Genomic DNA, 13,941 nt, shown 5'->3' on the forward strand with positions numbered 1-13,941 from the left:
TTTCTGGAAAAGCGACCAAATGATTGGTACAGTTGCAGTACAATGAACTAAATTCAGAAAAGGAGGCCTCTATCCATGCACATTGCCATCATTGACGATCAGGCAGCCACGCGACAAGCAACAACTCAGTTGCTTAGCCAACTGACCACGCCCACGCAGCCTTTACAAGTGACAGCTTATCCAACTGCAGAGGCCTTTCTTTTTGCTGACGAGCCTGCCGATCTGTTGTTACTCGATATCAAGTTAGGCTCGGGCATGGATGGGATGACGCTTGCAAAGCAGATTCGGGAACATGACGCGGACACGGCGATTGCGTTTGTCAGTAACTATGATGAATTCGTTTTTGACGGTTATGATGTCAACGCGATTGATTATGTCATCAAACCGATTACAAGTGACAAGCTGCAGCATCTCATCAGCAAAGTCGCCGCGCAAACGCAACCAAAGCTGTTGGCCTTCACCACCGCCAACGGCATTCAGCGTGTCGCCATGTATGATATCAGTGCCATCGAAGTAACCGATCATCGCTTGCAGGTGCACACCCAGAAAATGACGTACACGGTCGCTGGTCAGCTAAAAGAGTTTCTTCCTCAACTCGACGAGAATTTTATTCAAATCTATCGATCAATTGTCATCAACCTCAATTTTTTGTCGCAACTTGAGAAAAACACCGTCGTCATGGCTGATGGCACCAGTTACCCGGTTTCTCGGCAACAAGCACCGCTTGTCAAACGGGCCTTCTTTAAACATTTTCGGGGGTTAGCTCATGACAGTGAATGAATGGTGGTGGCTAGCCACATTCGGCCTGTTGACAGTTGGCTGTTGCCTGCTTCTATGGTGGACCTTCCGCCGACAACAAAATTGGCCTGTGCGCGGTTTGAATCTGGCTGTCACATTGCTGGCCTTGGGCGGTTGGTGGCTTTGGCCGCTGCCAAGTGTGCGGTTTGTGCTTTTCTGCAGCACCGTTTTGACCGGCACCTTGGAGTTTGTCTTAATGCGTCAATTCCTCAACGATCAGGACGCCGTATTCGCCCGCAGCCTCGATAAAATGATGGCCCAATATTCGCAAGAAGTACAGGAACTTTATGCCAATATGCGCGGATGGCGCCATGATTACCATGATCATCTGCAGGCGCTCAAAGCTTACTTAGATAATCAGGATACGCAGGCAGCCCGAGCCTATCTCGACGAACTAGAAGACAAACTGGACGAAGTTGATCCGCTCGTTCACTCTGGCAATGCCATGTTGGACGCTATCGTCAATGCTAAGCTGACATTGGCCGAACGGTTGCACATCCCCGTCAATGAAAAAGTGATTGTCGGCAGCACTCCGTTAATTAAAGATGTCGATTTGGTGGTCATCTTAGGAAACCTATTAGATAACGCCATCGAAGCGATCAGTGAGCAACCGGCCGGTGAGCCGCGCCAACTGCGGCTGTATATCGGCATCGTCAAGCAACAGTTTTACATCTCCGTTACCAACACCCGGCCTGCCGATCAAGAAATCGATTATCAGTACGCCTCAACCAAAAGTGACAAACGCGGCCTCGGTATCCGGCGCGTCAACAAACTCGTGGCCAAGTATAATGGCATGATCAATCGCCAATATGAAGCTTCCGTCTTTGTCACCGAGATTGCGATTCCCATTCACGCTGTTAAATCGACCACTCACGCATAATCTGCCGCGAGTGGCCGATTTTTTGCTAGATTAAGATCAACGAGGTGATCGACATGAAAAAATACGGGTTGTTCAACAACTTAAGGTGGTACTTAACTTACTTGCGAAAAGATGAACCGTCACTTGCTTGGACCGCAACCGGTCTTGCCATTGATAAAGCGGCTGCAGCCTTGCTGGGAGTTTTCACCCCGGCATTGTTGGTCGGTGCCATCGTGCAACATGCAACATTGGGAGAATTTGCTTGGTTAGCTGGTTTAACTGGCTTGGGATTAGCCATTACCAGTGAAGTTGATTATCTTTTAATGACCCACGATAACGTTAAAAGCACCAAATTACGTACCGTCATTGAGATGGACTTTCATCAGAAACAATGGGATCTGGATTATGACCAAATCAGCAGCGGCAAAGTTCAAGGGTTGGCGCACACCGCTTTCAGTAAAGGGTTGAGTTGGACATATGCTGGGGCAGAGGCAATCTATATTTATGGTCGTGGCACTTTGATTGATATCGCGACCTTGTTAGTATTCCTTGCAACTTTGTCGACCGTCATTCCGTGGGTGTTTGCATTGGTTCTTCTCAGCGCTGCCATCAGTTATGCCGGGCTGAGCTGGTACCGCAAGTGGTATCAAACAAACAACGTCAATTGGAATAAGCTCAGCCGCCAGCAAGCTTATATCTCCCGCAATGCCTATGCACTGGAAAATGGTAAGGATATTCGGATGTTTGGGATGGCTAGTTGGTATCACACCCATCTTGATCGACTCCTTTCACTTCAAGATGCTTGGCAACGCCGCAACTCATTGCGGCATTTCTTAGGGGCACAGGTTGGCGAACTTGCCGGATTATGCCGCGATGCCTTGGTCTACGGGAGTTTGGTTATTGCCGTCATCCAAGGCAGTCTATCCATTGCTCAATTTACTTTGATGTTTGGCATGACAAATGGCTTCATCACCTTACTTGACCAATTACTGAAAGATTTCAGCGGTTTGCAAACCGCTAGTCTCGATCTGCAAGAACTTCGCGAATTCATGACGCTTAAGCCGCGAACACCAGCACGCCCGCTCACCACTTCCGAACAAACACAACTAGCACAGCGACCGGTCACCATTCATTTTGATCATGTAACCTTCCGCTATCCCGAAGCTAAAACCGCGAGTCTCAAGGATGTCAGCTTTACGTTAGAAGCCGGCCAAAAGCTTGCCATTGTCGGCGTCAATGGCGCAGGTAAATCAACTCTCGCTCGTTTGATGATGGGCTTGTTACACCCAACAAGCGGCACCATTCTGATCAACGGCTTAAACGCCGATCTATTACCACTAGCAACTCGTTTTTCATTGTTCGCCCCCGTCTTTCAGGAAACCATCGTTCTAGCATTGAGCCTCGCTGACAACGTGGCATTGACGAATCCGCCGCAACCTCAACGAGTCGAGTCAGCATTAAAAGACGCGGGTCTAGCTGATTTTGTTGCGACGTTGCCACAAAAAGCTCATACACCTATGACCCGATACACTCGCGATGATGGCATCGAACTTTCAGGCGGTCAGTCCCAGAAACTTATGTTAGCACGCGCACTGTATAAAGATGCTCCTGTCTTGGTGTTAGACGAACCAACAGCGGCTTTAGATGCCATCGCCGAAAACGAGGTTTACCAAGAGTATGCTCAATTAGCCTCGGGGAAAACTTCTCTGTTCATCTCGCATCGACTCGCCTCAACCCGTTTCTGTGACACCATTCTCTTCATGGATCACGGTCAAGTGCTTGAATCAGGGACGCATGACCAATTGATCGCAAACAATGGTCGTTATGCGCAAATGTATCATATTCAAAGTAAATACTATCAACCTGAAGCAAAGGAGGTTCCAGCCAATGACAACCTTTAAAGACGCCGAAAAAAAGAAGCTGGCAAGTAATACGGTAGTCCGAGCTTTACGTGTGGTTCGGGTCATTTATGAACTCGACTCAGCCGCTCTGCCAGTTGAATTTATGCGTGCCCTCACAACCGTGGGAATCCCTTATCTCAACATTGCCTTTCTTGGGCTCGTGTTGAATCAGCTACAGCAACGGGCATCATTACAACAAGTCATGCTATTAATCAGTATCTTTTTGGCCGTTCGTTTTTTGCTACAATTGTGCGGCGGCTGGTTTAACAAGCGCGCCGAGGATCATGAAACTGCAGTTAAACGGCGACTCGATCGCGCTGTGACCGAAAAGCTATTAACTGTTAGCTACAGCACGCTCCAAGATCCAGACATGCGCAAGGCATATGCTGGAGCTCAGGCTGGGCAATCCTTCAGTGGTGGCTTATCGACACTTATGAAAGAAGGGTTGCAGGACTTCTTTTCGCTTATAATCGCTGTTGGTTTTGGGATTGCGACACTTGTTAGCCTCATGAAACCAATGGCAGCCTCCAGTGCGTGGCTCAATGATGATCGTTATCCCTTGATGATTTTGGCTTTGTTGATCTTACCAATTGTCGTTGGCAGTTGGAGCATTAAACACAGTAATCGCATTCAACAAGGGGTTATTCAAAAAATCATTCCAAGTAATCGAAGGTTCACCTATTTTTTCAATTTCACTGAAAATATGGACAATCATCAGGTTGTCCGCCTTTACCGTGCAAGTGACCTCATTATGCATCGAGAAACAAACAGCACCATGGCATCACTTCAACAAATTTGGGATGGCGACTGGCAAATAGCCAAATACGGTCACTGGCCAAATCTCGCTATCGCCGTTGCTGTCATCGGTCTCTATATCTTAGTCGGTGCCAAAGCCCTCCTCGGTAGCCTTGCAATCGGCAGCGTCATGATCGCGGTTGGGTATTTTCAACAACTTATGACCGCGGCCTACGAATTTCTTCAGCAAGTTGGCATGTATGTGAATATGGTTGACTACCTCCAATTCTATGTCGATTTTCTGGCCCTGCCTGATCACGAAAAGTCCGGCTCGCTGCCTGTCGAGAAGCGCAACGACAACGAATTTGCCATCCAGTTTCATGATGTGAGCTTTAAATACCCAGGCAGCGATGAGTGGGCGCTGCGGCACGTCAATCTCACGCTGAATATTGGCGAACGCCTTGCCTTGGTCGGCCGAAACGGCAGTGGTAAAACGACCCTCATCAAACTGCTTGTGCGCCTGTTCAAACCAACTGAAGGCATGATCACCCTTAACGATATCGACATTCAAAAATACGATGAAGACGAATATCGCAGCCTACTGGGGGTTGTTTTTCAGGATTTTCGGCTTTTCGCTTATAGCATCGCGGAAAATGTTGCGGCAACGACCCAGCCTGATCGTGGCCGCGTTTGGCAAGCACTAACTGTTGCGGATGTGGCCGATCGGGTTAAGCGAATGCCTGAAACAATCGATACCCCAATTACGACTGCGTTAAGTGACGATGGTGTGGATGTCTCTGGCGGCGAAGCCCAAAAAATCGCCATCGCCCGCGCGTGGTACAAAAACGCGCCAATCATGATTCTGGATGAACCAACCGCCGCTCTTGATCCCATCTCCGAGTATGAAATTTATCAACGGTTTGACGAGCTCATTGAAGGGAAAACTGCCATCTATGTGTCACATCGCATGAGCTCAACCCGTTTTTCCCAACGGATTGTGGTGCTTGACCATGGTCAACTCGTCCAAGATGGTACGCATGCCAGTCTCATGGCTAAATCCGGCATTTATCGCGATTTATTTAATGCGCAAGCGCAATACTATACAGAGGACAGAATAAAAGCTGCACGTAAAAAAGTGGCCACATCCGTTGCACCTGTGGCGAATTAACAAAAACGTTTTGGGTTGACTTACCACGAATAAACTTTACCAACTGTTGCGACATTATCTCTGACCATCAAAAAACACTCGACTACAACTAGTCGAGTGTTTTTCATTGCCTTTCAATTAACCAACCAAGCTGCCATTCTCTAAGTTCTCAGAGACTTCCAGCAAAGTGATTTTCTTGCCGTCTAAACTTTCAGCCGACAACAACATGCCTTCAGACATTTCGCCTTTTAGCTTGCGCGGCTTCAAGTTGACCACGGCCATAACCTTTTTGCCTTTCAGCTTCTCATATTCTGGGTAAAATTCACGAATACCGGAAAGAATTTGCCGTGTGCCTTCATCGCCTGCATCGAGCGTGAACTTCAACAACTTATCAGCGCCTTTAACCGGTTCGACATTCAAAATTTCTGCGACCCGAATTTCGCTCTTATCGAATTGTTTGAACTCGATTTCTGACTTCCTCGTTTTTTCGTCGACAGTGGCTTTCGTGGTGCCAGGGGTCATCTTGCTCTTGATATAAGCGACTTCTTCTTCCGTATCAAGACGTGGGAAGATTGGTGTGCCTTGTTCAACCACTTTAGCACCAGCTGGCAAAGCGCCCCATTGGACAAGCTTGTGGTCGTCATTTTCATGATCCAAGCCAAGTTGGCCGAAGATTTGCAATGGTGCATGGGTCATCACTGGTTGAATCAGTAGAGCAATCAGACGCAGACTTTCGGCCAAGTGAGCCATCACAGCATCAAGCTGATCTTTTTTGGCAGGATCTTTGGCCAGATTCCACGGTTCCGTTTCGTCGATATACTTGTTCGCCCGGGAAACAATTTTCCAGACTTGATCCAAAGCATCGGAGAAACGCAACTCGTCCATCAATTTGTGATATTGCGCCAAAGCCGCCTGCGCCACATCGCCAAGATCTTGATCAAACGGCGTTACATCCGGCTTAAAGGCTGGCAAAATACCGTCTTCATACTTGTTAATCATGGCAATGGTCCGATTCAACAGATTGCCGAGGTCATTGGCCAAGTCGTAATTGATTCGGTCAATAAAGTCTTCTGGTGTGAAAATACCATCATTACCAAACGGAATGGCGCGCATCAAGTAATACCGCAAGGCATCCAAGCCATACCGTTCAACAATCATGTCCGGATAAATGGCATTGCCTTTCGACTTACTCATTTTGCCATCTTTCATGACTAGCCAGCCATGGGCATAAATTTTCTTTGGCAACGGCAAGCCGAGTGCCATTAAAATAATTGGCCAATAGATAATGTGGAAACGAACAATCTCCTTACCAATCAATTGGACGTTGGCTGGCCAGTATTTGTCAAACAAAGCGTGATCATTACTGCCATAGCCTAGGGCGGTAATATAGTTCAGCAACGCATCAACCCACACGTAAACAACGTGCTTCGGATCGGATGGAATCTGGACACCCCAATTGAAGCTCGTCCGGCTCATCGCCAGATCTTCCAGACCCGGTTTGATAAAGTTATTGATCATTTCAGTTTTGCGTGAAGCCGGTTGAACAAAATCCGGATGCTCGTCATAATACTTCAACAAGCGATCGGTGTACTTGCTCATCTTAAAGAAGTAACTTGGTTCGTGAACCAGCTGCACTTCATGACCAGACGGCGCTTTCCCGCCGGTCACGTTGCCGTCTTTATCGCGATAAACTTCTGACAGTTGAGATTCCGTGAAGTATTCCTCGTCTTCAACGGAGTACCAGCCAGTGTATTCGCCTAAATAGACGTCCCCTTGTTTGATGAGACGTTCCACAATCGTTTGAACGGCTTCGACATGTTCCTTGTCAGTGGTCCGGATAAACTTGTCATTAGTGATTTCAAGCATTTTCCAAAGTTGCTTGATTTGGGTCGCCATGCCATCAACATAAGCTTGTGGCGTCACCCCTAACTTATCAGCCTTTTGCTCGATTTTCAGGCCATGTTCGTCGGTCCCAGTTAGGAAGAAAACGTCGTAGCCCATGAGCCGCTTATACCGTGCGAGCACGTCTGCTGCAATCGTGGTGTAGGCGTTGCCGATATGTAGTTTGCCAGATGGGTAATAAATTGGTGTTGTTACGTAAAAAGTTGGTTTGCTTGCCATGCAAGGGCCTCCCGTACATTAGTTCAGAATGAGTCTAGTATAGCATAGGAAACAGCGGGGCTGTATAGTTGCCCACAGCTAATCATTTGCTGCTAACCAGTGATCCAAAACACTGATAAATTCATCATGTTGGTCAAGCAGCGCCAAATGCCGACTGTTGGCGAAGAGATGCCATTTGGCGTTAGGAATATGATCGACAACTGTTTTCGCAATAAGCGGCGTGCAGAGGTCATCAGTCCCATTGGTCACCAAAACCGGAACGTGAATGTTTTTGAGCTGATCGGTTACATCGAAGTCGCTAATCGTCCCATTTTCAGTAAATTCATTGGGGCCTTCAGCAATTAAACTGGCTCGTTTGCCGTTAGTTGGCCGGCGTAGCGGTTCAGGTGAGTTTTCGTCTGGATCATCCCAGCAGTACTTTTCCATGTAGCGATCATTGGCCGCCAGATATTTCACATTCGTAAAGTCGCCAGTTCGTTCTGCTTCTGCGATGGCTTCGCGATCTTCATAACTCAGGTATTTGATCAGGCGATGTTGTTCCTGAATCCACAACTTAATAGATGACGGCGAGCCGTCAATCATCACACTCTTGATACCTTGAGGATCGAAGCTGGTTAAATAATACATTTCCAGCATACCGCCCCATGATTGACCAAGCATGTGAAGCTCATCGAGGTGCAGGTACTTTCGTAAGGCGATCAACTCTTCTGCCCAAGTTTCTTTAACATAAACCGCCGGATCTTCTGGTAGTGACGACTTCCCGCAGCCGACTTGGTCGTACATAATCAGTTGCCGGCCGGTTTCGGCATAGTCGTCCATGAGTTCAAAATAATTATGCGACGACCCCGGTCCACCGTGAATCAGTAACAGCGGCGCCTTATCAGCACTAGGTTCGCCAACGATTCGGTAATAAGTTTTATATTCATGAAACGGCATGTAGCCTTCTTGGATTTTCATAGATGCACCAGTCTCCTTCTTAAAAATGATGATCCTTACCGCGATTGTACTACGCATTGATCATGGTGTCAGAAAGAATCGAAGCGCGATCGCCAACCCAGTTTCTGGATCGGTGGTCGCGCTTCGAAGATGATATGTTTGCTCTCAATGCTAACTTAGCGCTGTGCTGTTATCCGAGCCGGCCTCTTTGATCCCAACTTAATCAGCATCAAAACAGATCTAATTGTCGTGGGGCAAGACCCGGAAAGTCCAGACCCAACAAATCGATCAAACTTTGCGCATTGGCTGCAGCATCGTGACCACCATTATTGTTGAAGATGACGGTAACATTTTTACTTTTCAAATGCTGCGCGATGATACCAAACTGCTGCAGTTCTTCTTGGCTGTAACGATAATTGGTTCTTTCAGTCGTTTTGGCGCCGGTTCGACCCCATGCCGGATTTCGGCCATGCAAGCGCATCATGGTTAAATCGGCATTCGTTGCAATTGGCACAAGCGGCACTGAGCCGCTGGTCGTCTGCGCTTCATCAACGATCACGTGAATGTCGCCGGCTGCTTGCAACAGCGCCATCGTGTTGGCACGATAAGCCGGCAAATACCAGCTAGGATGGCGAAATTCAATGGCAACAGGTAAATCCGGCAGCAACCGATTTAGTTGCTGCAAGTAGCGTACATTTTCTGCGGTCACGCCAAAATATGGCGGAAATTGGCACAGCACCGCCTGCAACTGATGGCTTGCAACCAGCGGTGCCACCATATCATTAAATTTGGAAAAGTCAGCGACTGTGTCTGCACTTTCTTCGTGTTTCGTCATGGTTCGCGTCGCTTTAATTATGAACTGAAACCCAGATGGCACTTGGGCCTGCCAGTGGCGAACCTGTTCCACAGGCTTCAATCCATAAAACGTCGTGTCCAACTCCAGTACAGGAAAATGCTGAGCGTAATCCGAAAACGTACTCCGATTGCCGCGCGTCGCTAATTCTGGATGATCGGCTACACTCGTCAAACCAACATTAATCATCAATTTCACCATCCGCGATGCGAAAATCTTCTAACCGATCGCCGGTAAAATAAGATGCATAATCATGGCGTTCGCCATTCAGCGCATAGTGCAACAGCGGCTGTAAATCTGGTACCAAGCCGGGATTATCCGCTAACAACCAATCTTTTGAAAAAGTCGCTAAAATGCCCTCCCGGGTGGCTCGCGGCATCACCAGCTCGTCTTCCGTGTGGCCAAAGAAGGCAAAAAGTTCGGCCCGCAACTCACCATCAACATGCCAAAACACACGCCCGCCATTGATCAGATCATGCGGGGGAATAATAATGTGACTTTCTTCCTGCAATTCACGTGAGGCGCAATTAGCTGGGGTTTCATTAGGCAGGAATTTCCCGCCCAATGTATTCCACATGCCACGATATGGTGGATTCGTCCGATTAATTAGCAACCAGCCGCTTGGGGTTTCGACAGTGACTAAGGTATATTTTTTGACCATGTTTGCTCCTTTGCTTTGGGATCATCACTAGCAAAAAGGCGCCGAAATGGCGTCTCTTTTGAATCTTTGATGACAGGCCTTTTTTTGCGAGGATGCGTCAAACCGCCCAGATTAGCTGACCGTGAAAGAGCGCTCGTAAAAGGACCTACTTCATTTTTTCAAAGGTATCCTTAATGATACCGGCAGAATGAACATACTTAGCACGCTCTTCATCTGTCAACTTCAACGTTGGCGTCTTGATAACACCTTGTTTACCGATCATGGCTGGATGACCGATAGCAATACCGAATTCTGGATCGTAATTAGCGCATGGGAAGATGCGATGTGCATCGCTGATGATCGCCTGTGTCATTTCAGTCGCGATGGTGGCGATACCGTAGCTCGTATAATGCTTAGCCTGATAAATCTTCCAACCGCCTGCCCGCGCATCATCGGCAAGCTGGTCGTAATCCACCTTCGCATATTCAGCAATCGGTTCATTATTGACCCGTACTGTTGACCAAGCGGTAAATTGCGATTCGCCATGTTCGCCCATATTGTAACCACGCACGTCAGCAACATTCACATGCAAGGTATCGGCAACCGCCCGTCGCATCCGATAAGTATCCAGCGAAGTCCCAGTCCCAATAATTTGAGACTTCGGTAAATCTAGGAGATATTGCCAGTAACTCGTGACAGCATCACATGGATTGGTGATATCTAGCAAAACACCATGGAAGCCAGACGCCTTCAGTTTTGGAGCGACGTCATCTAGTGCTACTTTTGAAGTCTTGGTTTCTCCAATTCGATCACCATTTGAAATGGCGCCAATATTGCCGACCGCGGAAATAACCACATCAGCATCTTTCAAAGCATCATAATCGTTGACAACAATGTCAGTATAAGTGGGCAAGCCGCCAAGCGCATCCTTCAAGTCAAAGCTTTCGCCTTCAGCAAGTTCAGCCTTTTTATCAATCAAGACTAACTTGTCAGCAACCCCTTTGCTGACAAGATTAAAAGCCGTGGTCACACCTACGTGTCCAATACCAATAATACCAATTGTTCTTGCCATATAAAAAATCTCCTTTTCAAAATGCGTTCATTGGCGTGATTTCTTTTTTGAATCAGCCATCAAGTGACGTTCAATGCGCTGATCCGGAATCGCCCATAGCAGCAACATCAATAAGTCTAGTATGATCGTCAACGGCGGCCAAAGCAAAGCCAATAACATCGCAACAAGTGCAATCGCGACTGAGGCCGCTGCTTTCCAGTTGTGCCGCTGCCGATATAAGTCTGCTAATGCCGATGTTGGTCCATTGACGCGAATCAGGGTTTGTACTAATAGCACATAGCTGATATTGGCCATCAAGATCACAAACCCATAGGCCAATTCAGGGCCAAATGTCCCTACGTGTCCTTCGCCTACCCAGCTAGTGGCGAATGGAAACATTGACACAACCAGCATGAAGAAAGAGTTCGCCCACATCACCCGCCAATCGATTCGTTCGACCAGTTGAAACAAGTGATGATGATTATTCCAGTAAACAATGAGTGTCAAAAACGACACTAGATAAATGGCAAAAACACCGCGTAGTTGCCATAACGAAGCCAATGATCCGCTGTGCGGCGGTTGCAATTCTAACACCAGAATCGTCAGGATAATGGCGATAACCGCATCTGTAAACGCCTCAAGCCGCCCTTTATTCATGGCAATATCCCCTCACAAAGTTATTTTTGGAAGCTTCGCCTTCACTTACAGAATTTCCCAGATGATGAGCAAAAGCTAAGTTGTGATTGCTTCAGACTACCAGCTTCGCAAATACGTCCACCGCATCCCCCTGCACCATATGCGCGCCTTCCGGCAATGCGATCTTTTCACGGTTCACAGCGACAATGGTCGCCTCTGGTTGCGCATAGCCAATCAACCCCGCAAATGGATAAACCACGAAGCTTGTTCCCACCACGATCAGCAAATCTGCAGTTGAAATGGCTTCGATCGCCGCGCTGACGGTATCGGGATTGATTGGTTCACCATACAACACAATATCTGGTCGCAAAATACCACCGTCAGCTGCATGAATATCACTTTTCAGGTAGGTCTCGTAGTCAAAATGCTTGTGACAAGTTTGACAATAAATGCGATAAAGGTTGCCATGAAATTCAACAACATGCTCTGCACCGGCCTTACGATCGAGGCCGTCAACATTCTGCGTAACAATCGTACCTTTTTGATTGGTGATGGTTGCCATTTTCTCGTGAATAACGTTCGGTTTAGCCGCTGGAAAGTACATATTATTGACAACAAACTTATGAAAATCTTCATGATGTGCTTGTAAATTATCAATAGACAGTGCATATTCCGGATCGACTTGATCGGCGTATAGTCCGCCCTTGGAACGATAATCCGGAATCCCTGATGCTGTTGAGACCCCTGCCCCAGTCATGAATGTCACATGCTTCGCCTGCTGAATTGCAGTTTGCAGATCAAACATATATGGTCCCTCCTTAAACGCGATCACCGGCTCAGAAACCTGCACATAAAGACCTCAAGCCTAAAAGGCCGCTTATGCTCCGGTTTCTAAACGCGTTCGTTCACGCGCTCATCTTTTAGCAGATATTTTTCAATGATGAAAATACGCAATCAAACCGCCAATCCTTAGCATGACGCATCTTTAATATTTCAAGTTGCGTTTAAATGGTTCACATGCGCTATTAATTTAAATCAAAAAAGGTGTAACATAACAGTAGAAATACTTTCAGAAAGGAGTCTTGATCATGAAGTCATTTCGGTGGTCACACGTTATTAGTTATCTGATCATGGTCATCGTCCTTGTTTTCTTTGCCTTCGTCCTTTATCAGGTCATCATGCTCGGTGTTCATTCCGTTTCCAATAGTTTCTTCATCAACTTTGGTCGGCATTAACGAATTGTGTAGTCGAGCCGATACTGCGTCAGAATGTCATTCAGCGATTGTTGATACAACTGCTGAAAGGCTTCTGGCGTTGTTTCTTTTTCTGGCAAGGGCAGTACAAACGCATTTTGCTCATCGCTGCGTCCCATGGCAACATATGCGGGTTCCTTGGTCTCGCGATCACGGTAGCCACTGTGCTTGATCATGTAAACCTGATCCAAGGTGAGACGTAATTGCCGATGCGATAGGACAGGCGTTACCGTTGCAAATTCAGCATCGTTGGTCGGTTGATAGCCTAGCCGTTCAATCACGGTATCAAATCGCGCCAGCAGGTGAACAATGGCGCGTCGTAATCCAAATGGGGAATCAAGCTTCTGCGCATCCAGCAAGTCGTAAAGTTCGCGTGCAAGCGGCAAAGCTTGTGGATAGGCATTTGCTAATTCTGCTGGCAACTCACCATTTAAAAACCCCAACAAATCAAGCAACGATAGCACTCGATAAATAACCAACTGGTCATCGGCTTCTGCTGGCACATTTTGTTTGAAGCCGGCGAGCACTTGCGCCACCGCTGCGTCTGTCAAAAGGTTGTGATCGCGTTGCCAGGCCACAACAAGCATATGCACCGCAGCATTGTATAGCGAGGTGCTCGTGGCATAAAGTTGATCGTCTACCTGCGGATCACCGCTCAATAAATGGAATTGAAGTTGCGGATAACCTTTCATCTGGAACAACAGGTGTAGTAACTCATGACTTAAGGTGTAATCGACATTGGTCGTGTCCGTCACTGCTACCACTAGCGTACCATCTTTTTTTAATTGCTGATGGCTTTGATCGTGCGTTAAGACGCCGCTCGCCTCCCCACTAATATCAACTTCTAGGGGATGATCATAGTGTTCCTTGATTTCATTTAGTAATGTTTCAACGTCTTCCTGCATCGTATTGCACTCCTTAAACGCGATCACAGCCGCAGAAACCTGCACATAAGGACCTCAGGCGTAAATGACCCAAACCCAGCCGTTTACGCCTGAGGCCGCTTATGCT

Annotated in this window: 13 protein-coding genes; 5 read left to right on the forward strand and 8 right to left on the reverse strand. The window is 47.4% G+C overall.

Going from position 1 to position 13,941, the window contains the following annotated elements:
* Nucleotides 1-75: 75 nt before the first annotated feature.
* The 4 genes from AC07KQ_RS12515 to AC07KQ_RS12530 are packed head-to-tail and all read left to right on the forward strand — an operon-like array spanning nucleotide 76 to nucleotide 5,461.
* The gene (locus AC07KQ_RS12515) at nucleotides 76-780 is read left to right on the forward strand and encodes a LytR/AlgR family response regulator transcription factor (protein ID WP_003567748.1); all 705 of its coding nucleotides are present in this window, start codon (nucleotides 76-78) and stop codon (nucleotides 778-780) included.
* The gene (locus AC07KQ_RS12520; RefSeq protein WP_003567750.1) at nucleotides 767-1,678 is read left to right on the forward strand and encodes a sensor histidine kinase; all 912 of its coding nucleotides are present in this window, start codon (nucleotides 767-769) and stop codon (nucleotides 1,676-1,678) included. Before AC07KQ_RS12515 ends, AC07KQ_RS12520 begins: the two co-directional genes overlap by 14 nt.
* A 53-nt stretch (nucleotides 1,679-1,731) precedes the next feature.
* A complete protein-coding gene (locus AC07KQ_RS12525; RefSeq protein ID WP_003567752.1) occupies nucleotides 1,732-3,558 on the forward strand; it encodes an ABC transporter ATP-binding protein in 1,827 nt (608 codons plus the stop codon).
* The gene (locus AC07KQ_RS12530) at nucleotides 3,545-5,461 is read left to right on the forward strand and encodes an ABC transporter ATP-binding protein (protein WP_003567754.1); all 1,917 of its coding nucleotides are present in this window, start codon (nucleotides 3,545-3,547) and stop codon (nucleotides 5,459-5,461) included. Before AC07KQ_RS12525 ends, AC07KQ_RS12530 begins: the two co-directional genes overlap by 14 nt.
* A gap of 117 nt (nucleotides 5,462-5,578) precedes the next feature.
* Here the strand turns inward: AC07KQ_RS12530 and metG are convergent, their stop codons facing one another.
* From metG to AC07KQ_RS12565, 7 genes are all read right to left on the reverse strand, one after another.
* Nucleotides 5,579-7,561: a methionine--tRNA ligase gene (metG, locus tag AC07KQ_RS12535; protein WP_003658752.1), complete on the reverse strand. Its 1,983-nt coding sequence runs from the start codon at nucleotides 7,559-7,561 to the stop codon at nucleotides 5,579-5,581.
* A 78-nt stretch (nucleotides 7,562-7,639) separates the two neighbouring features.
* Nucleotides 7,640-8,518: a proline iminopeptidase gene (gene pepI, locus AC07KQ_RS12540; RefSeq protein WP_003567758.1), complete on the reverse strand. Its 879-nt coding sequence runs from the start codon at nucleotides 8,516-8,518 to the stop codon at nucleotides 7,640-7,642.
* Nucleotides 8,519-8,726: 208 nt separating this feature from the next.
* The gene (locus AC07KQ_RS12545) at nucleotides 8,727-9,539 is read right to left on the reverse strand and encodes a DUF72 domain-containing protein (protein WP_003567760.1); all 813 of its coding nucleotides are present in this window, start codon (nucleotides 9,537-9,539) and stop codon (nucleotides 8,727-8,729) included.
* On the reverse strand, nucleotides 9,532-10,011 hold the full coding sequence (locus AC07KQ_RS12550; protein WP_003571499.1) for an NUDIX hydrolase: 480 nt from the start codon (nucleotides 10,009-10,011) through the stop codon (nucleotides 9,532-9,534). Before AC07KQ_RS12550 ends, AC07KQ_RS12545 begins: the two co-directional genes overlap by 8 nt.
* A gap of 145 nt (nucleotides 10,012-10,156) precedes the next feature.
* Nucleotides 10,157-11,062, reverse strand: a complete 906-nt coding sequence (locus AC07KQ_RS12555) for a lactate/malate family dehydrogenase (protein WP_003567764.1) — start codon at nucleotides 11,060-11,062, stop codon at nucleotides 10,157-10,159.
* A 27-nt stretch (nucleotides 11,063-11,089) separates the two neighbouring features.
* On the reverse strand, nucleotides 11,090-11,698 hold the full coding sequence (locus AC07KQ_RS12560; RefSeq protein ID WP_003567766.1) for a TMEM175 family protein: 609 nt from the start codon (nucleotides 11,696-11,698) through the stop codon (nucleotides 11,090-11,092).
* A 91-nt stretch (nucleotides 11,699-11,789) separates the two neighbouring features.
* A complete protein-coding gene (locus tag AC07KQ_RS12565; RefSeq protein WP_003567768.1) occupies nucleotides 11,790-12,482 on the reverse strand; it encodes an NAD-dependent protein deacylase in 693 nt (230 codons plus the stop codon).
* A 283-nt stretch (nucleotides 12,483-12,765) separates the two neighbouring features.
* On the opposite strand from AC07KQ_RS12565, the gene AC07KQ_RS12570 reads away from it, so the two are divergent.
* On the forward strand, nucleotides 12,766-12,912 hold the full coding sequence (locus tag AC07KQ_RS12570) for a hypothetical protein (protein WP_003567770.1): 147 nt from the start codon (nucleotides 12,766-12,768) through the stop codon (nucleotides 12,910-12,912).
* On the opposite strand, the gene AC07KQ_RS12575 is transcribed toward AC07KQ_RS12570, so the two are convergent.
* Nucleotides 12,909-13,835: a hypothetical protein gene (locus AC07KQ_RS12575; RefSeq protein ID WP_013246094.1), complete on the reverse strand. Its 927-nt coding sequence runs from the start codon at nucleotides 13,833-13,835 to the stop codon at nucleotides 12,909-12,911. The two genes, AC07KQ_RS12570 and AC07KQ_RS12575, sit on opposite strands and share 4 nt — an antisense overlap.
* Between the last annotated feature and the right edge of the window lie 106 nt (nucleotides 13,836-13,941).

The sequence above is a fragment of the Lacticaseibacillus sp. YLM2-1 genome (genome assembly GCF_056583465.1).

What these genes read in the sequence shown, in the direction of transcription:
- AC07KQ_RS12545 (WP_003567760.1), bottom strand. Translation starts at nt 9,539, where the DNA reads ATGATTAATGTTGGTTTGACGAGTGTAGCCGATCATCCAGAATTAGCG.
- AC07KQ_RS12550 (WP_003571499.1), bottom strand. Translation starts at nt 10,011, where the DNA reads ATGGTCAAAAAATATACCTTAGTCACTGTCGAAACCCCAAGCGGCTGG.
- AC07KQ_RS12525 (WP_003567752.1), top strand. Translation starts at nt 1,732, where the DNA reads ATGAAAAAATACGGGTTGTTCAACAACTTAAGGTGGTACTTAACTTAC.
- AC07KQ_RS12520 (WP_003567750.1), top strand. Translation starts at nt 767, where the DNA reads ATGACAGTGAATGAATGGTGGTGGCTAGCCACATTCGGCCTGTTGACA.
- metG (WP_003658752.1), bottom strand. Translation starts at nt 7,561, where the DNA reads ATGGCAAGCAAACCAACTTTTTACGTAACAACACCAATTTATTACCCA.
- AC07KQ_RS12515 (WP_003567748.1), top strand. Translation starts at nt 76, where the DNA reads ATGCACATTGCCATCATTGACGATCAGGCAGCCACGCGACAAGCAACA.
- AC07KQ_RS12575 (WP_013246094.1), bottom strand. Translation starts at nt 13,835, where the DNA reads ATGCAGGAAGACGTTGAAACATTACTAAATGAAATCAAGGAACACTAT.
- AC07KQ_RS12570 (WP_003567770.1), top strand. Translation starts at nt 12,766, where the DNA reads ATGAAGTCATTTCGGTGGTCACACGTTATTAGTTATCTGATCATGGTC.
- pepI (WP_003567758.1), bottom strand. Translation starts at nt 8,518, where the DNA reads ATGAAAATCCAAGAAGGCTACATGCCGTTTCATGAATATAAAACTTAT.
- AC07KQ_RS12565 (WP_003567768.1), bottom strand. Translation starts at nt 12,482, where the DNA reads ATGTTTGATCTGCAAACTGCAATTCAGCAGGCGAAGCATGTGACATTC.
- AC07KQ_RS12530 (WP_003567754.1), top strand. Translation starts at nt 3,545, where the DNA reads ATGACAACCTTTAAAGACGCCGAAAAAAAGAAGCTGGCAAGTAATACG.
- AC07KQ_RS12555 (WP_003567764.1), bottom strand. Translation starts at nt 11,062, where the DNA reads ATGGCAAGAACAATTGGTATTATTGGTATTGGACACGTAGGTGTGACC.
- AC07KQ_RS12560 (WP_003567766.1), bottom strand. Translation starts at nt 11,698, where the DNA reads ATGAATAAAGGGCGGCTTGAGGCGTTTACAGATGCGGTTATCGCCATT.